A 16,687-nucleotide genomic window follows, 5' to 3' on the forward strand; every position below is an offset into this window, starting at 1 on the left:
CGGTCTCACCATGCGACGGGCGTCAGCAGCAGCCGGTGCGGCCGCAGCGTGATTCCCACGCGGGTCGCGTCGTCGGACGACCCGACCTGCTCGAAGCGGTACTTCGCCGACAGTGCCGCCACGAGCAGGGTCAGCAGGGCCATCGAGAAGTGGTCACTGGGGCACTTGCGGTTGCCCACGCCGAAGGGGCTCATCGCGTACTTCGGCACGCCCTTGGCCCGCTCGGGCAGCCAGCGGTCGGGGTCGAAGTCGAGATGGTCCCCAAAGGACCGGCGGTCGCGCTGGATGGCGTACGGGCTGTAGATGATGTCCGCCCCGGCCGGAATGCGATAGGCACCGAGCGCGGTGTCCGTCACCGTGCGCCGCGTCAATATCCATACGGCCGGGCGCAAACGCATGGCCTCGATGATGACATTGTTCGTATGCGTGAGGCTGCGAACATCCTCGAATGCCACAGGACGGTCACCACCGGTCACCGTTTCCACCTCGGCGCGCACCTTCTCCGCATGTTCCGGATGTTCGGCGAGCACCTGGAGCAGCCACATGATCGCGGCCGCGACTGTTTCGCTTCCGGGCGTGAGTATCGCGACGACCTGATCGTGGATCTCCTGTTCCCCGATGGGGTCTCCATTGTCGTCCTTCGCCTCCAGCAAAGCCGTCAGCAAATCGTCCGGCTTTTGACCGGATGCTCGGCGCTCGGTGACGATCTCGTCGACGAGGAGATGCAAATCGGCCAGCGCCCGGTTGAATTCACGGTTGGCCGGGAACGGCAGCCGGTACAGCGGTCCGAGCGGGAGCACCATGCGCCGGTACATGCCGCGGAAGACGGTGGTGAGGTCGGTGCTGAGCCGTTCGGCGCGCTCGTCCATGTACACGCCGCGCAGCAGGCAGCGGGCGGCGATGCGCACGGCGGCCCGGAAGGACTCGGGGGTGCAGTCGATGGTGTCGCCGGGGCGCCAGCGCTCGGTCAGCGCGTGCGCCTCCTGCTCCATGATCGGCCCGTACCCGGGGACGGCGCCGAGCCTGAACGCGGGCTGGATGGTACGCCGTTGGCGCCGGTGGCGGGGGCCGTTGGCGGTGGCCACGCCCTCCTTGCCGAGCAGCCCTTCGAGGGACTCCCACACCGGGCCGTCGACGTGGTAGTCGGGGCTGAGCGCGAGGGCGCCGGTGAGGTCGGGGGTGGTGACGGCGTACACCGTCTTCGGGCCGAGCTTCAGCCGTACGACGTCGCCGTGGTCGCGTAGCTGGGACATGAAGGCGAGCGGGTCCCGGGCCAGCTTCCAGCCGTGGCCGAGCAACGGGAGACCGCCGCCCGCGAGGGGCGGTTCACGCAGCTCCGACGCCGAGCGGGCCTCGGCTTCGGGCGTCGCGGATTCGATGGTCATTTCTCACCTGCCGCTTCGTTGTCGACGTACGGGGGTGTGGACCGGTCGTCCCAGCTGTCGACCATGTACCGGCCGGATTCGTGGTGGAACCAGTAGACGGAACTGAACCAGTTCCGCATATTGCACACGCAGGCCTGCACGGCGGCGCTGAGTTCCTTTCCCCGCGTCGTGCCGTCGGCGAGGTCGTCGGCGAAACGTAACGCCGCGCGCTCCGCCTCGATGAATTCGGCTATGCATGTGTCGACGCGCCGCCGCACTTCCGCGACCGCTTCCTCCAGGTTCAGTCCCTCATGCGTGATGAGACTGATTCCGAGATTGTGGACCTCTTCTCCCGCGATTTCCTTCGGGAGCGAGCAGAGGTCGTTGTACCAGGCGGCGAATTCCTGACTCAGCAGTGCCGGACGGCGATAGACCGGGTTTTTCCTCACCGCGTCCGGGATTTCGAGACCGGCCGCCGGCTCCAGCAGATCCGTCCATATCCAGTGCGCGAAGGTGAGGCGCCGCAGGGCGAGGTACTCATCTACCTCTGGCACATGCCCCTCGGTCCGGTTGCGGAACTCGCGGTCGTACGCCTCGATCACCGCGTGGAAGTGGCGGGCGAAGCGCGCGTTCCAGGTGCCGGGCAGGAACGCGTACAGCCGCACCACGCTGTCCGCGAGACCCGCGACCAAGGGGTCCGGGTGGTGCAGATGGTGCCCGGGTGAGTCGAGTGCGGTGTGCAGACGGGACCTGAGCCGCCGCCAGTCGGCCGCGCGCCCGTGTACGACGTCGCGGTCATGGCGGTCGTCCCAGACGAAGAACCACGCGCTGTAGTCGGCGATGGCCTGCATGACGTCGTCGGGTGCGCCGATGTAGTAGCCCGCCATCAGGTCCGTGTAGCACAGGCCATCGGCATGTGCCTCGACCTTGTCCGCCGGCATGAGTCGCTTTTCGAGCAGCCAGAGGCGCGTCTTCTCCTGGAGCTGCGGCCAATACGGATGCAGTTGCCGGGGAAAGGCCGCCTCGATCACCGGAAGGGCGAGCGACGGCGGGACTGTCACCGCCGTTGATGTGGTGCCGTGTGGGAAAGCGTGCACGAACAAACCCCTCTCAGCCGCCAGGAGCGCACACCCCTCCCGTTGTGCCGGGCGTGCGCCGTTGCGTATCCCCGCACTTCCCATTCAGCACTACAACTGACCGGTATGGGAACGGATTTGCATCACTCGCTACCCCGCGATGCCGAGAATCTCCCCTTGCGTGACTGATGAGGGATCAGCGGGCCGGACAAGGGATCGAATGTACGACGCACAAACGAACGAAAACGAACGACGCCCGGTCGGAATCGATCCTGACCGGGCGTCATCGCCGGGGCCGTCCGGCGTGGCTGAGAGTGGGGCTCAGTCGTTGGCGACCACGGGGTAGCGCGGCTCGTTCTCCGCCATCTGCCGCAGCGCGTCCTTGCGTTCGCGCTTGGAGAGTCGGTCGATGTACAGGTAGCCGTACAGGTGGTCGGTCTCGTGCTGCAGGCACCGGGCGAAGTAGCCGGTGCCGCGCACCTTGATCGGGTTGCCCTTCTCGTCCTGCCCGGTCACCTCGGCGTAGTCGGGACGGGCGAGCGGCGCGTAGGCGGTCGGCACGGACAGGCAGCCCTCGTTGCTGTCGTCCAGCCGGCGCCGGTCGGCGGGCAGGTCGACGAGCTTCGGGTTGCACACGACGCCGACGTGCCGGACACCCTCGTCGTCCTGGCAGTCGTAGACGAAGACCTTGAGGTCGACGCCGATCTGGTTGGCGGCCAGGCCCACGCCCTCGGCGGTGCGCTGGCTGGCGAACATGTCCGCGACCAGCTGGTCGAGCTCCGCGCCGAACTCCGTGACGTCCTTGCACTCCTTGTGCAGCACCGGGTTGCCGACGACCGTGATGGCCCGCGAGGTGCCCCGCTTGCGCCAGGCGTTCTCGCGCTCCTCGGTCTCCTCGGTGTCGATGACGAAGCCCTCGTCGTCCACGGGGAGCACGCCCGCGTGCTGCTGATCGGTGTCCTGCTGCGCCATGACCGACGGTGCCTTCCTGCATGCCTGGGAAAAATCTGCGAGTACAGCCTAATCGCGGTCTCGCCGGGGAAACGGCTCAGCAGACTTCTTCCAGATCCCGCCAGTCCCGGGACTCCGGTGAGTCGGCGACCCACCCGTCCAGCAACCCCCGCACCAACGCGGCCGGCGCGGCCACCCCGCACTCCCGCTCCGGCACCCACAGCTGCCCGTCGGTGCGGTGGCCGAGGGGACCGGGATGCCCCGGCTCGCTGTGGTCGTGGGGATCCAGATGAATCCCGTCACCCTCGTCGGACGGCATCCGTGACTCCGAACACATCCGGCACAGCAGCCGCACGGACGACGACCAGTCCTCGGCCGCGAAGCCGGCGTCGGCGGCGAGCTGCTCCAGGGCGTCGCGGTCCGCCTCGGTGGCGGCCTCCAGGAGGACCACCCAGGTGGGGACGGGCGAGGGCGCCCACAGCTCGATCTCGTCGAAGACGGGGTAGGCGTGTCCGGCGGCCGTGGTGCGCTCGCCGTGGGGCACCCCGTCGTGCAGGACGACCTCCCCCCAGCGCCGCCCGGACGACGGCAGCGGAATGGACAGCACCTCGATCCGCGCGGGATCGAGCCGCCTGCCCCACACGACCTCGGCCTCCCCTTCCGGGGACAGCCGTACGGCCGCGCTGCCCAGCTCCATGCCGGCGGGCTCACCGGACACGGCGGCTCCGCCGGGCACCCGCAGCCCGTAGGCCTGCCAGGCCCGCCGGGCCAGCGACCAGTCCTGGAGGGCGGTGGCGGCGATGCCGACGTTCCACCAGTCGGGCGCGCCGGCCTCCCGGTCGAGCAGGGCCACCGCCCGCAGGCCGGCGGCGCGGGCCTGCTCCCAGTCGTGCCGGAACTTGTGCAGCAGGGCGAGGTTGAACCAGGACTCCGACAGCCAGGGCTCCAGGTCCGCGGCGCGGGTCAGCAGCTCGCCCGCGTCCTCGTACCGGCCGTCGCCGATCAGCGTGAACGCCCGGTCGGTGGCCTGCCGCCAGGAGGCGGAGGGCCTGTGTCGTCCCTTTCCGAAGATCCTCACGATTCCCGCCTGCCAGTTCCAGTTCCGCTCAGTGGGCTGGCGTCTGCCCCCGGACACCCTCTCCCTCGCATCCAACCACGTACGCCGGGAGAGGCGCTCATTACCCATGGGTTACCCAGCCATGGGCAGCGTCAGACGGTCCCGGTACAGCACCCGCGCCAGCGCCTCGACGACCTCGGGGGCGTACTCCCCAGCCGTCCCGAGCCGCAGTTCCTCCAGCGCTCTGAGCGGTCCACCCGCCCCGGCGTCCCGCGCCTTCTCCTCGTACGCGTTCACCGCTCGTACGATCCGGGCGGCGACCGGCTGCTCCCGGTAGGGGTCGGCCTGCCGCTCCACGACGACGGCGACCGCGGCGTCGACCCCGGTCTGCCGTACGACGGCCCCGCCGAGCAGCGCTATGCGCCGCTGTTCCGCCGCGGGCAGCGCGCCGGTGGCCCCGGACGGTATCGGGTCGACCAGGCTCAGCTGACCGATGTCGTGCATCAGGGCCGCGTACTCCAGGACGGTCAGCTCGGGCCCGGACAGCCCCAGGTCCCGGCCGACGGCCTCGCTGAGCGCGGCGACACGGCGGGCGTGCCCGGCCGGGGTGTATCCCGCTATCTCGGTCGCCCGCGCGAGCGAGGCGATGGTCTGCCGGTAGGTGGCGCGTACGGCGGCGTACCGGCGCAGCGCCAGCTGGGTGAGCAGCAGCGGGAGGCAGAACAGGGGCAGCGCCCACAGTCCGACGGCGGCGACCGCGAGCGCCATCACCGCACCCGTCGCACACACCGCGGACCCGATCCCGAGCAGCCCGCGCAGCTCGTCGCGCAGCAGCGGGCCGAACGGCCACCCGGTGCGGGAGTGCGCCAGCGCGGCGGACAGTACGGCGTCGCAGAGGGCGGTGAGCACGAGGAGGGCGACCAGCAGCAGGGCGTAGGCGGGGCCGCCCGAGGTCCCGAACAGGCCGTTGCCGTACAGGGGTTGGAAGCAGACGGCGGCGAAGCCGACGGTGAGGACGCGGCACGCCAGGTGGTCGGCCGTGGCGGTCCGCCCGCGCCAGACGTGCGGCACGCTGCCGAGCAGGGAGGCGACGAGCACGACGGTGACGACCTGCGCGGCGGCGACGAAGGTGCCCGCTGTGTGGGCGGAGTCGACGGCCTGGAAGACGGCGGGCCGCCCGGCGTCCCGACCGAGCAGGGCGTACGACAGTGCCCCGGCGGCGCCGAGGGGAGCGGTCTCCCTGACGTGGGCGCAGGGCCCGGGGGCCGCCCCGGCCCGGCCGGAGCCGAGGGGCCCGGGGAGGACCAGCTCGCCGACGGCCGTGAGTGCCCCGAAGGCGAGGGCGACACCGGGTGCGTCGAGACCGGCCCAGAGCGTGACGGTGACGGAGACGACGGCGACGAGCGCGGCGCAGGCGTGGACGAGGGGGGCGATGCGGCAGGAGCGGACGAGGCGGACCTGCCGGAGCGCGGTCATCGGGGCGTGCCGCGGCGGCTGGGGAGGGGCCCGGGCTCGGAGGCGCCGGCGGCAGGGGGCTCGGAGGAGCAGCCGGAGAGGGGCACGCTCGGCCGCGCCTCGTCCGCCGTCACGGCGGGGTGCCAGCCGCGGTCGCCCTCGGCCCGGCATCCGGCCTCGGCCGCGCGGGGACGGCCCGGTCGTCCCAGGGCCCGGGTCAGCGCGGTGACCATCCTGGGGTCGAACTGCGTTCCCGCGCACCGCTTCAGCTCCTCCAGTGCCACCGGAACGGGGCGCGCCCTGCGATAGGAACGCGTGGAGGTCATCGCGTCGAAGGCGTCGGCCACGGCGACCACCCGGGCGCACTCGGGGATCTGGCCGCCGATCAGCCCGTACGGGTAGCCGCTGCCGTCCAGCCGCTCGTGGTGGTGCAGGATCGCCGCCCGTGCCTCACCGAGGAAGGAGATGCCCCGCACCATCTCGTGCCCGTACTCGGGGTGCAGTTCGATCACCCGGCGCTCCTCGGGTGTCAGCGGGCCGTCCTTGCGCAGCAGCCGCGTCGGCACGCCCAGCTTGCCCACGTCGTGCAGGATTCCGGCGAACCGCAGCACCTCGACCCGTTCGTCGTCCAGGCCGAGCTCGCGCGCGATCATCACGGAGGCCTGTCCGACGCGTTCGCTGTGTCCGCGGGTGTAGCCGTCCTTGATGTCGACGGCCTGCACCAGCGCGCGGATCGTCGCCTGGTGGGCCGCACGCTCCCGGTGGTACTGCGCGAACACCCACCCGGACACGCACATCGGCAGCAGGACGAGCGACGCGGCGACGGGGCCGTACGGGCTGCGCCACAGCACGGCCATCATCAGCCCGGCCAGTCCGTGCACCGCGGTGGGCGCCAATGACCGCGACAGCAGCCCGCGCCAGGCCCGCCGCAGCGGACCGCTCCCCCGCCGTCCCAACGGCGCGACCCCCACCCCGAGGGCCAGGATTCCCCCGTCGAGCACGGCCAGCACCAGGCAGAACGCCAGGACGGCGGCCCCGGCGGGCACGAGCGCGTACGGGAAGTCGGACCCCACGACCGCGTCCCGCCCGCCCAGCGCCCAGTGCACCCGTGACGCACTCCACACGGCGAGCGACGACTGGGCGGCGCGCCAGATCCGCCGCAGCGGCGTCGGCTGTCCGGCGCCGGAGAGCAGGGCACCGGGCAGCGGTACGAGGGCGGCGGCGGGCGGGGGCAGCAGGAACGCCCCGGCGAGCAGAACGGGGTGGAAGGTGCCGGCGAAGCGGCGGCGGACGATCGGCTCGAAGACGGCGTACAACCCGGCGAGCAGCGCGACCACCCACCAGGGGGCGTGGGACGACGGCAGCGGCAGCAGACAGAGCAGGGCGAGGGAGGCGACGCAGGTCACGTACACACGCGCTCGTGCCGGAACCGCCTCCATGACACCCCTCCCCCGACCATGCCTGTGCAGGCTCCGGAGCCTAGGACGGAGATCGGGGGGTCCGTGGGGCCATGACCCGCGGATTAGCACGTTCGAGTGATGACCCCTGGGTCAGAACCGGTTCTGAACCCGGTCGGAATCCAGTGGGAAACCGGGGTCAGGACTCCTGCGGGCTGGCGGTCACATCGTGCTCGGGAACGACCTGCCCGGAACGGATCAGATCGATCCGCCCCATGACCTTGGCCCGCAGGTCGCTCGGCACGTCGTCATGGCCGCAGCACCGCTTGACGAGCTTCTTCACGGCCTGCTCCAGGCCGTACTTCTCCAGGCACGGAGAGCATTCCTCGAAGTGGTGCTGGAACTTGTCGCGGTCGACATCCGGCATCTCGCTGTCAAGGAACTCATACAGGTGGTCGAGGACCTCACTGCAGTCCGTCTCGTGCGGCTCTCCGCAGCTCATGAGCCCGAGCCTTTCGCTTCGTTCGACTCTCCGGCGCCGGCCGGGACCAGACCGCGGTCACGGGCGTAATCCTCGAGCATGCCGCGCAGTTGGCGTCGGCCCCGGTGCAGCCGGGACATCACCGTACCGATGGGGGTCCCCATGATGTCCGCGATCTCCTTGTAGGCAAAGCCCTCTACGTCCGCGAGATAGACGGCGATGCGGAATTCCTCGGGGATCGCCTGCAGTGCTTCCTTGACGTCCGAGTCGGGCAGGTGGTCGAGCGCCTGCGACTCCGCCGAGCGCAGACCGGTCGACATGTGCGACTCGGCGCGCGCCAGCTGCCAGTCCTCGATCTCCTCGGCCGCGCTGCGCTGGGGTTCGCGCTGCTTCTTGCGGTACGAGTTGATGAAGGTGTTGGTGAGGATCCGGTACAGCCACGCCTTGAGGTTCGTGCCCTCGCGGAACTGGTGGAAGGACGCGTACGCCTTGGCGTACGTCTCCTGCACCAGGTCCTCGGCATCGGCCGGGTTGCGCGTCATGCGCAGGGCAGCCGAATACATCTGGTCGAGGAATTCGAGCGCGTCCCGCTCGAAGCGCGCGTTGCGCTCGGCGGACGACTCCATGCTCGTGCCCCGGCCCTCGGGCTGCTCCGCCTGGCCGTTGTCGGTCCCTGCGTCGGTCCCTGTGACCGGACCCACCTCCTCAAGATCCCGGGCAGGACCGGTGCCGATCCCACTCGAATCGGAGGATAGAACACGACCCGCACCCGCCGCCGCTCGAATAGGAGCGGTCTTGGCCGCGTGCAGCACCGTCCAGTCCAGGTCAGCACTGCTGCGACGGCTCGGGCAGATGGTCGAACCCATGCGGCGGACTTCCTCTCCTACGACTGCAACGACGTCGGTGCTGGGGGTTCGGCACCGCTTCTGTCCGGCTCAACAGCCGACCGTCGCGCGGCATTCCCCGCCGTCACGGGAGCGACGCGGTCCAGCGAAGAACCCCGTCGGTGACGATCCGCAGCGCCTCGTCCTGTGTGATCTCCGCCCGCTTGGGCACCGCGAACCCGTGATCGCCGTACGGCACCTCGACCAGCTCGTACGGCCCCTCCGGAAATTCCGCCGGCTTCCCGAACGGGTCGTTCCCGCCCTGGACGACGAGCGTGGGCACCCTGGCCCCGAGCAGCTCGTCGGCGCGGGACTTCTCGGGCTTGCCCGGCGGGTGCAGCGGGAAGCTGAGCGCGAGGACGGCGTGCGCCCCGAGCTCGGTGGCCCTACGGCAGGCCACGCGTGCGCCGGCGCTGCGGCCGCCGGAGATCACCGGCAGCTCCATCCCGGCCAGTGCGGGCCAGATGCCGCGCCAGCCGGCGTCCAGAGTCTTCGGCGCCGGGGCGACCTTCTTGCCCGCGACCCGCCAGGGCTGCTCGACGAGGGCGACGGTCACACCGTGCTCCGGGAGCGCCTGGGCCAGCGCCTGGAGGTCCCGCGCCTCGATGCCACCGCCGGCCCCATGGCTCGCGGCCAGCACCAGCCGTGCGTTCTTCGCCCGGTGCCAGGTGATGCGTGCGGTCCCGGCGTCTGTCTCGACAATTTCGATCACGTCAGAAGAGTGTGCCCTCCTCCGGCCCCTCCAGCTCCTTCAGCAGCTCCGGTCCGTTGTTGCGGACGTTGCTGACGGCCGTGGGGACGGGGTAGGCGCGCATCAGACCGGCGGGCGGCGGGGTCAGCAGGGACAGCAGGTCCTCGGTCTCCGTCCGGGACGGGTCCAGCCACGCGTCCCAGCGGTCCGGCGTGAGCATCAGCGGCATCCGGGGGTGGATCTCGGCGAGGGAGTGCGGGCCCTCGGCCGGGGACACGGCCAGCGGGGTCGTCTCGGCCTCCGTGGTGATCACCGAGCACGTCACCCACCAGGCTCGCGGATGGTCGTCGGGGAGCGTGCGGTCCCGCCAGAACTCGTACAGGCCCGCCATCGCGAAGACCGATCCGTCGGCGGGCAGCACGAAGTACGGCTGCTTGCGCGGACGCTTCTTCTTGCCCTCTGTCTCCAGGTCGCGCTCCTGCTTGCCGGTGACCCACTCGTAGTAGCCGTCGGCGGGGACGATGCAGCGGCGGGCGGCGAAGGCCCGACGGAACGAGGGCTTCTCGGTGACCGTCTCCGCGCGCGCGTTGATCATCCGGGCGCCGCCCTCGGGCGACTTGGACCAGGAGGGGACCAGTCCCCACTTGAGTCTGCGCAGCTGACGAACCGGACGCGGGTCGTCGACGTCTTTCAAGGGACGGTCGAGGACGGCGTAGACCTCCTTGGTCGGAGCCACGTTGTAGTCGGGCGCCAGGGTCTCCTCTGGCTCCCACTTCTCCACCCCGAAGATCCCCGCGAGATCCTCGGGCCTCCGGCTCGCTGCATACCGTCCGCACATACGTGCCACACTGCCAGACTCGAAGCCACTCCAGGGAGCCACCACACAACATGGACAGCACCGCCGCCACCGCGCTGCCGGACCTCTGGGACCGTCTCGTGGGCACCCAGCGTGACCCCGACCTCTGGGTGGTGCTCGCCACCCTCGTCGCCGCCCTCGCCGCGGTCGTCGCGCCGGGTGTCTGGCGCGTCTCGCGCAACGCCGTCACCATCGCCCACGAGGGCGGCCACGGCCTGGTCGCCCTGCTCACCGGCCGCACCCTCACCGGCATCCGCCTGCACTCGGACACCAGCGGCCTCACCGTCAGCCGGGGCAAGCCGCACGGCATCGGCATGATCCTCACGGCGGCCGCCGGCTACACCGCTCCCCCGCTCCTCGGCCTGGGCGGGGCCGCCCTGCTGTCCGACGGACACATCACGCTGCTGCTGTGGCTGGCCACGGCCCTGCTGGTGGCGATGCTGGTGATGATCCGCAACGCGTACGGGGCGCTGACCGTGATCCTGGCGGGCGGGCTCTTCGTGCTGGTGTCCTGGACGGCCGCGTCCCAGGTGCAGGCGGCGTTCGCCTACACGGTGGTGTGGTTCCTGCTGATCGGCGGGGTGCGCCCGGCCTTCGAACTCCAGGCCAAGCGGTCACGGGGTGGGGCGGGGGACTCGGACGCCGACCAACTGTCCCGGCTCACGCACGTCCCGGCCGGAATGTGGTTGTTCCTGTTCCACGCGGTGTCGCTGTGCTCGCTGATAGGCGGCGGCCGCTGGCTGCTCGCGAGCTGAACCGCATACGGCTCCCGGACGCGGGGCATATATGCGTGGCACGTTTCCACGTCCAGGTTTCGTTCAGGTTTCGCCACTTTTGATCAAGATCTCCGCCCCTTCACAGCTACTAAAGTGGGGCGCATGACCGTTAACCCCGCACACACCGCCCTCTGGCCCGCCCCGCACGCGAGCGGAGCCGTCGACGCGACGGTCCACGTGCCCGGGTCCAAGTCGGTCACCAACCGCGCCCTCGTCCTCGCCTCGCTCGCCTCCGAGCCCGGCTGGCTGCGCCGCCCGCTGCGCTCCCGCGACACCCTGCTGATGGCCGGCGCCCTGCGCGCCATGGGCGTCGGCATCGAGGAGGGGGTGGGCCCCGACGGCACCGGCGAGGCCTGGCGCGTGCTCCCGAACGGTGTGCACGGCCCGGCCACGGTCGACGTCGGCAACGCGGGCACCGTGATGCGCTTCCTGCCGCCCGTCGCCGCGCTGGCCGACGGTCCCGTCCGCTTCGACGGGGACCCGCGGTCGTACGAGCGCCCCCTGAACGGCGTGATCGACGCCCTGCGCGTGCTCGGCGCCCGGATCGACGACGACGGCCGGGGCGCCCTGCCGCTGACCGTGCACGGCGGTGGTGCGCTGGAGGGCGGCCCGGTGTCGATCGACGCCTCGTCCTCGTCGCAGTTCGTGTCGGCGCTGCTGCTGTCCGGCCCGCGCTTCAACCAGGGCGTGGAGGTCCGTCACACCGGCGCCTCGCTGCCCTCGATGCCGCACATCCGCATGACCGTCGACATGCTGCGTGCGGTCGGCGCCCAGGTGGACACCCCGGAGTCGGGCGGCGAGCCGAACGTCTGGCGGGTCACGCCGGGCGCCCTGCTCGGCCGGGACCTGACCGTCGAGCCGGACCTGTCGAACGCCCAGCCGTTCCTGGCCGCGGCCCTGGTCACGGGCGGCAAGGTGCTGATCCCGGACTGGCCGTCGCGGACGACCCAGCCGGGTGACCGGCTGCGCGAGATCTTCACCGAGATGGGCGGTTCCTGCGCGCTGACCGAGTACGGCCTGGAGTTCACCGGTTCCGGCGCCGTCCACGGCATCGACGTCGACCTGAGCGACGTCGGCGAGCTGACCCCGGGCATCGCCGCGGTCGCCGCCCTCGCGGACTCCCCCTCCACCCTGCGGGGCGTGGCCCATCTGCGGCTGCACGAGACGGACCGGCTGGCCGCGCTCACCAAGGAGATCAACGAACTCGGCGGCGACGTGACCGAGACCGCCGACGGCCTGCACATCCGCCCGCGCAAGCTGCACGGCGGCGTCTTCCACACGTACGAGGACCACCGCATGGCGACGGCCGGCGCGATCATCGGCCTCGCGGTCAAGGGTGTGCAGATCGAGAACGTGGCGACGACGGCGAAGACCCTGCCGGACTTCCCCGATCTGTGGACCGGGATGCTCGGGAACTGACGGGCGGACTGGGATCATGCGCCGCTACGGCAAGCACACCGACGAGGACGACATCCGCACGCGCCCGAACCGCAAGGGCAACCGGCCGCGGACGAACATCCGCCCCAAGCACGAGGACGCCGCCGAGGGCCTGGTCCTCACCGTCGACCGGGGCCGGCTGACGTGCCTCGTCGACGACCGCATCGTGACGGCGATGAAGGCCCGCGAGCTGGGCCGCAAGGCCGCGGTCGTGGGCGACCGGGTCGCCCTGGTCGGCGATCTGTCCGGCGCGAAGGACACCCTCGCGCGGATCGTCCGCATCGAGGAGCGCTCGTCGCTGCTGCGTCGCACGGCGGACGACGACGACCCGTACGAGCGCGTGGTCGTCGCCAACGCCGACCAGCTCGCCATCGTCACGGCCCTCGCCGACCCGGAGCCGCGCCCCCGCCTCATCGACCGCTGCCTGGTCGCCGCCTACGACGGCGGACTGGAGCCCCTTTTGGTCATGACCAAGTCGGACCTGGCCCCGCCCGACAAGCTCCTGGAGCTGTACGGCGACCTGGACATCCCGTACGTCGTCACCAGCCGCGAGGAACTGGAGAACGGCAACGCGGCGGGCCGGGTGCGCGAGCATCTGGACGGCCGGGTCACCGCCTTCGTGGGCCACTCCGGCGTCGGCAAGACGACCCTCGTGAACGCGCTGGTCCCGGAGGACCGCCGCCGTACGACCGGCCGTGTCAACGCGGTGACGGGCCGCGGCCGCCACACCACGACGTCCGCGCTGGCGCTGCCGCTCAGCGACGACGACGGCTGGGTCATCGACACCCCGGGCGTACGGTCCTTCGGCCTCGCGCACATCGACCCGTCCCGCGTCATCCACGCCTTCCCCGACCTGGAACCGGGTACGGAGGGCTGCCCGCGCGCGTGCAGTCACGACGAGCCGGACTGCGCGCTGGACTCGTGGGTGGCCGAGGGCCACGCCGACCCCGCGCGGCTGTACTCCCTGCGCCGGCTGCTGGCCACCCGCGAGCGCAAGGAAGGCGACTGACCTTCACGGGGTTCGCGCCGGCCACGAGGTCTGCGCCGACCACGGGGTTTGCGTCGACGCTAGTCCGGCAAGTGCATACCGGGCGCGTGCATAATCGCAGCGAGCCGGACGTACGGGAGGACAGCACATGGCGTGGCTGCTGGTCATCGTGGCCGGGTTGCTCGAGACCGGTTTCGCCGTGTGCCTGAAGCTGTCCCACGGCTTCACGCGCCTGTGGCCCACGATCGCCTTCGCCGCCTTCGCCCTCGGCAGCTTCGGCCTGCTCACCCTCGCCCTGAAGCGGCTGGACGTGGGCCCCGCCTACGCGGTGTGGACCGGCATCGGCGCGGCGGGCACCGCGATCTACGGCATGATCTTCCTCGGCGACCTGGTGTCGACGCTGAAGATCATCTCGATCAGCATGGTCATCGCCGGCGTGATCGGCCTCCAACTGTCGGGCTCGGCGCACTAGGTCGATTCCGTACGGACTTCCTGCCGGAGAACGACCTCGTGCCGGAGCACATCGCGGATCAGGCCGGCCGCTCCACCCGGCCCGGGTGGAGCGGTCACGCAGGACAGCGCGATCCGTACGACCAGTTCGCAGGACCGGGTGAGTTCGGCGCTGTCGGCCTGCACGGCGCCGGGCCCGGAGAGGACCGCCACAGCACGGTCCCGCACGATCTGCACGAAGTCGCGGGGCGACGGTAACGGGCCGTCGGCCCGTCGCTGTGCGGGCAGAACGGAGGAGGACGGCACGGCGGACAGCGTCGGCGCGGGCAGGCGCTCGCTCCAGCAGCCGGTGAGCATGGCCCGCACGAGCGCGCTCTCGCGGGCGGCGGAGGCCGTCCACTCGGCGGTGGCGGCGAGCCGGTCGCGCGGGTCGCTGCAGCCGCCGAGCGCCCGCTCGACCCCGGCCAGATACGCGTCGGCCTCCCTGCGCACCAGCGCCCGCGCGAGGCCCTGCTTGCTGCCGAACTCGTTGTACAGGGTCTGCCGGGACACCCCGGCCGCCGCGGCCACGTCCACCATCCGCACGGCCGGCCAGGGCCGGCGCGTGAGCGCCGTGTAGGCGGCGTCCAGAAGGGATTCCCGGGCAGCAGGCATCATCGCCTCCCTGGGGCGAGCGGCACTGCGCCCAGGTTTGACGCGCGCGAAACCACTGTCAAGGGTGCGTGTGCGTCCCGGGGGGTGACTTTCGGCCGCCGCGAGGATGCCGTCGGCACACGAACTGCACGACACCGACACCACGCCCGCCGACCGTACGCGGCCCCTGTGTAGCCCCGTCCCGTCCCGCCCGGATACGGTTCCTTATATGCCCGACTACCTCGACGACCTGCGCCTGACCCACGTCCTCGCGGACGCCGCCGACGCCGCGACGATGTCCCGCTTCAAGGCCCTCGACCTCAAGGTCGAGACCAAGCCGGACATGACCCCGGTGAGTGAAGCGGACAAGGCCGCCGAGGAGCTCATCCGCGGCCAACTCCAGCGCGCCCGCCCCCGGGACGCCGTGCTCGGCGAGGAGTACGGCATCGAGGGCACCGGCCCCCGCCGCTGGGTGATCGACCCGATCGACGGGACGAAGAACTACGTACGGGGCGTCCCCGTCTGGGCCACCCTCATCTCCCTGATGGAGGCGGGCGAGGGCGGCTATCAGCCCGTCGTCGGCCTCGTCTCCGCCCCCGCTCTCGGCCGCCGCTGGTGGGCGGCCAAGGGCCACGGCGCCTTCACGGGACGCAGCCTGACCTCCGCGAGCCGCATCCACGTCTCCGGCGTCTCCACCCTGCCGGACGCCTCCTTCGCGTACTCCTCGCTCTCCGGCTGGGAGGACCAGGGGCGGCTGGACGGTTTCCTCGACCTGACCCGCGAGGTGTGGCGCACGCGCGCGTACGGCGACTTCTGGCCGTACATGATGGTCGCCGAGGGGTCGGTCGACATGTGCGCCGAGCCCGAGCTGTCCCTGTGGGACATGGCCGCCAACGCGATCGTCGTCACCGAGGCCGGCGGCACCTTCACCGGCCTCGACGGCCGCCCGGGCCCGCACAGCGGCAACGCGGCCGCCTCGAACGGCCTGCTCCACGACGAGTTGCTGGGATACCTCAACCAGCGCTGACGCGTGACCGAGGGAGCACAAAGGCGCTACGGAGCCGCACGGGAAAGCTGCTCACGCCCTCAACAGGCTGCGCACGCCCCCTTGTTGACCTCTGCTTTACCTGCCACCCTGAGGACACCCCCACATGTGAACTTGTGAATCCATGAACGTACTCATGGATTCGTAGGAGGTGGCTCCCTTCCATGCTCGTTCGTGACGCCATGAGCACAGTCATCCTCACCATCGGCCCCGCACACACCCTCCGGCAAGCAGCCGCCCTGATGTCGGCCCGCCGCGTCGGCGCCGCCGTCGTCCTCGACCCGGACGCCGGCGGCATCGGCATCCTCACCGAACGCGACATCCTCAACTCCGTGGCCCTCGGCCAGAATCCGGACACGGAGCGCACCCATGCCCACACCACCAACGACGTCGTGTTCGCCGCCCCGACGTGGACTCTGGACGAGGCGGCCCGTGCCATGGCACACGGCGGCTTCCGCCACCTGATCGTCCTGGACAGCGGCGAGCCGGCCGGCATCGTCTCCGTCCGCGACATCATCCGCTGCTGGGCCCCGGCCCGCCAGCAAGTCCCGGCCTGAACACCCCCGTTCCCCACCGGAACAGCCATGCACCGACCCTGAACAGGCCGGTGAGGGCCGGGTCCTGGCACGGACCCGGCCCTCACCGGTTCGACAAGCCTTCTGGTCAGCCGCGCAGGGCCTGGACCGCGGCCTCCAGTCGCTTGCCGAAGTCACTGTCCGCTTGGCGGAAGTTGTCGATCGCGCGCTCGGCGATGTCGTCGCGCGAGACCTTGGCGATGAAGCCCGCCAGGTTGTCGATGAGACGTTCCTTCTCGTCCTCGGACATCAGCCGGTAGAGGTCGCCGGCCTGGACGAAGTCGTCGTCCTCGGCGTGCACCGGGGCCGGGTGGTTGCCGGTTCCGCCGCTGAAGCCGTCGTACGGCTCCCACAGCGGACGGCCGGTCTGCTGCGGGCCGCCGAAGCTGTTGGGCTCGTAGTTCTTCGCCCCGCCGTCACGGCCGTCGTACAGGTACCCGTCGCGGGAGTTGGTGCGCGCCTCGGTGGCGTGCGGCCGGTTGACGGGCAGGTGGTCGGCGTTGATGCCGACGCGGTAGCGGTGGGCGTCGCCGTAGGCGAAGAGCCGTCCCTGGAGCATCTTGTCCGGCGA

At 71.1% G+C, this 16,687-nt stretch carries 18 protein-coding genes; 6 read left to right on the forward strand and 12 right to left on the reverse strand.

Annotated elements, in window-relative coordinates; genetic code table 11:
- Positions 1-5 precede the first annotated feature (5 nt).
- From ABZ910_RS16665 to ABZ910_RS16710, 10 genes are all read right to left on the reverse strand, one after another.
- On the reverse strand, positions 6-1,385 hold the full coding sequence (locus tag ABZ910_RS16665; RefSeq protein WP_361364766.1) for a cytochrome P450: 1,380 nt from the start codon (positions 1,383-1,385) through the stop codon (positions 6-8).
- Entirely contained in the window at positions 1,382-2,461 is a 1,080-nt protein-coding gene (cyc1, locus tag ABZ910_RS16670) for an epi-isozizaene synthase (RefSeq protein WP_361364769.1), read from the reverse strand. The genes ABZ910_RS16665 and cyc1 overlap by 4 nt, the downstream gene beginning before the upstream one ends.
- A gap of 300 nt (positions 2,462-2,761) precedes the next feature.
- On the reverse strand, positions 2,762-3,412 hold the full coding sequence (gene def, locus ABZ910_RS16675; RefSeq protein WP_361364772.1) for a peptide deformylase: 651 nt from the start codon (positions 3,410-3,412) through the stop codon (positions 2,762-2,764).
- Positions 3,413-3,488: 76 nt separating this feature from the next.
- Positions 3,489-4,469, reverse strand: coding sequence for a hypothetical protein (locus ABZ910_RS16680; RefSeq protein ID WP_361364774.1), 981 nt, complete (start codon positions 4,467-4,469; stop codon positions 3,489-3,491).
- A 111-nt stretch (positions 4,470-4,580) separates the two neighbouring features.
- Positions 4,581-5,924, reverse strand: coding sequence for an HD domain-containing protein (locus tag ABZ910_RS16685; RefSeq protein WP_361364777.1), 1,344 nt, complete (start codon positions 5,922-5,924; stop codon positions 4,581-4,583).
- Positions 5,921-7,342: an HD domain-containing phosphohydrolase gene (locus ABZ910_RS16690; protein ID WP_361364780.1), complete on the reverse strand. Its 1,422-nt coding sequence runs from the start codon at positions 7,340-7,342 to the stop codon at positions 5,921-5,923. The genes ABZ910_RS16685 and ABZ910_RS16690 overlap by 4 nt, the downstream gene beginning before the upstream one ends.
- A 157-nt stretch (positions 7,343-7,499) precedes the next feature.
- Positions 7,500-7,802 carry a mycothiol system anti-sigma-R factor gene (rsrA, locus tag ABZ910_RS16695; RefSeq protein WP_361364783.1) on the reverse strand — a complete coding sequence of 101 codons (303 nt, stop codon included), beginning with the start codon at positions 7,800-7,802 and terminating at the stop codon, positions 7,500-7,502.
- Entirely contained in the window at positions 7,799-8,482 is a 684-nt protein-coding gene (gene sigR, locus ABZ910_RS16700; protein ID WP_361364786.1) for an RNA polymerase sigma factor SigR, read from the reverse strand. The genes rsrA and sigR overlap by 4 nt, the downstream gene beginning before the upstream one ends.
- 268 nt (positions 8,483-8,750) lie before the next feature.
- On the reverse strand, positions 8,751-9,377 hold the full coding sequence (locus ABZ910_RS16705; protein ID WP_361364789.1) for an alpha/beta family hydrolase: 627 nt from the start codon (positions 9,375-9,377) through the stop codon (positions 8,751-8,753).
- A gap of 1 nt (position 9,378) precedes the next feature.
- Entirely contained in the window at positions 9,379-10,194 is an 816-nt protein-coding gene (locus ABZ910_RS16710; RefSeq protein WP_361364792.1) for an SOS response-associated peptidase, read from the reverse strand.
- 50 nt (positions 10,195-10,244) lie between these two features.
- Here ABZ910_RS16710 and ABZ910_RS16715 point away from each other — a divergent pair, with 50 nt between their 5' ends.
- The 4 genes from ABZ910_RS16715 to ABZ910_RS16730 all read left to right on the forward strand — a co-directional run bounded on the left by ABZ910_RS16715 (position 10,245) and on the right by ABZ910_RS16730 (position 13,885).
- Positions 10,245-10,967, forward strand: a complete 723-nt coding sequence (locus ABZ910_RS16715; RefSeq protein WP_361364795.1) for a M50 family metallopeptidase — start codon at positions 10,245-10,247, stop codon at positions 10,965-10,967.
- 123 nt (positions 10,968-11,090) lie between these two features.
- Positions 11,091-12,407: a 3-phosphoshikimate 1-carboxyvinyltransferase gene (gene aroA, locus ABZ910_RS16720; RefSeq protein WP_361364797.1), complete on the forward strand. Its 1,317-nt coding sequence runs from the start codon at positions 11,091-11,093 to the stop codon at positions 12,405-12,407.
- 16 nt (positions 12,408-12,423) lie between these two features.
- The gene (gene rsgA / locus ABZ910_RS16725) at positions 12,424-13,434 is read left to right on the forward strand and encodes a ribosome small subunit-dependent GTPase A (protein ID WP_361364800.1); all 1,011 of its coding nucleotides are present in this window, start codon (positions 12,424-12,426) and stop codon (positions 13,432-13,434) included.
- A gap of 127 nt (positions 13,435-13,561) precedes the next feature.
- Complete coding sequence (locus ABZ910_RS16730) at positions 13,562-13,885, forward strand: multidrug efflux SMR transporter (protein WP_361364803.1); 324 nt, start codon at positions 13,562-13,564, stop codon at positions 13,883-13,885.
- Here the strand turns inward: ABZ910_RS16730 and ABZ910_RS16735 are convergent.
- Entirely contained in the window at positions 13,882-14,520 is a 639-nt protein-coding gene (locus ABZ910_RS16735) for a TetR/AcrR family transcriptional regulator (protein ID WP_361364806.1), read from the reverse strand. The genes ABZ910_RS16730 and ABZ910_RS16735 overlap by 4 nt on opposite strands.
- A 205-nt stretch (positions 14,521-14,725) precedes the next feature.
- On the opposite strand from ABZ910_RS16735, the gene hisN reads away from it, so the two are divergent.
- Both hisN and ABZ910_RS16745 read left to right on the forward strand, forming a co-directional pair.
- Positions 14,726-15,523: a histidinol-phosphatase gene (hisN, locus tag ABZ910_RS16740; protein WP_361364808.1), complete on the forward strand. Its 798-nt coding sequence runs from the start codon at positions 14,726-14,728 to the stop codon at positions 15,521-15,523.
- A gap of 182 nt (positions 15,524-15,705) precedes the next feature.
- Entirely contained in the window at positions 15,706-16,098 is a 393-nt protein-coding gene (locus ABZ910_RS16745; RefSeq protein ID WP_361364811.1) for a CBS domain-containing protein, read from the forward strand.
- A gap of 106 nt (positions 16,099-16,204) precedes the next feature.
- Here ABZ910_RS16745 and ABZ910_RS16750 read toward each other — a convergent pair.
- A partial coding sequence (locus ABZ910_RS16750; RefSeq protein ID WP_361364814.1) for a catalase-related domain-containing protein occupies positions 16,205-16,687 on the reverse strand: 483 nt, incomplete at its 5' end.

The sequence above is a fragment of the Streptomyces sp. NPDC046805 genome (genome assembly GCF_040645355.1).
In the GTDB taxonomy this organism is placed as follows: Bacteria; Actinomycetota; Actinomycetes; order Streptomycetales; family Streptomycetaceae; genus Streptomyces.

Bases quoted from the DNA above. Each gene is read 5' to 3' on its own strand.
- ABZ910_RS16665 (WP_361364766.1), bottom strand. From the start codon at position 1,385: ATGACCATCGAATCCGCGACGCCCGAAGCCGAGGCCCGCTCGGCGTCG.
- def (WP_361364772.1), bottom strand. From the start codon at position 3,412: ATGGCGCAGCAGGACACCGATCAGCAGCACGCGGGCGTGCTCCCCGTG.
- ABZ910_RS16685 (WP_361364777.1), bottom strand. From the start codon at position 5,924: ATGACCGCGCTCCGGCAGGTCCGCCTCGTCCGCTCCTGCCGCATCGCC.
- ABZ910_RS16690 (WP_361364780.1), bottom strand. From the start codon at position 7,342: ATGGAGGCGGTTCCGGCACGAGCGCGTGTGTACGTGACCTGCGTCGCC.
- rsrA (WP_361364783.1), bottom strand. From the start codon at position 7,802: ATGAGCTGCGGAGAGCCGCACGAGACGGACTGCAGTGAGGTCCTCGAC.
- ABZ910_RS16710 (WP_361364792.1), bottom strand. From the start codon at position 10,194: ATGTGCGGACGGTATGCAGCGAGCCGGAGGCCCGAGGATCTCGCGGGG.
- ABZ910_RS16715 (WP_361364795.1), top strand. From the start codon at position 10,245: ATGGACAGCACCGCCGCCACCGCGCTGCCGGACCTCTGGGACCGTCTC.
- aroA (WP_361364797.1), top strand. From the start codon at position 11,091: ATGACCGTTAACCCCGCACACACCGCCCTCTGGCCCGCCCCGCACGCG.
- rsgA (WP_361364800.1), top strand. From the start codon at position 12,424: ATGCGCCGCTACGGCAAGCACACCGACGAGGACGACATCCGCACGCGC.
- ABZ910_RS16730 (WP_361364803.1), top strand. From the start codon at position 13,562: ATGGCGTGGCTGCTGGTCATCGTGGCCGGGTTGCTCGAGACCGGTTTC.
- ABZ910_RS16735 (WP_361364806.1), bottom strand. From the start codon at position 14,520: ATGATGCCTGCTGCCCGGGAATCCCTTCTGGACGCCGCCTACACGGCG.
- hisN (WP_361364808.1), top strand. From the start codon at position 14,726: ATGCCCGACTACCTCGACGACCTGCGCCTGACCCACGTCCTCGCGGAC.
- ABZ910_RS16745 (WP_361364811.1), top strand. From the start codon at position 15,706: ATGCTCGTTCGTGACGCCATGAGCACAGTCATCCTCACCATCGGCCCC.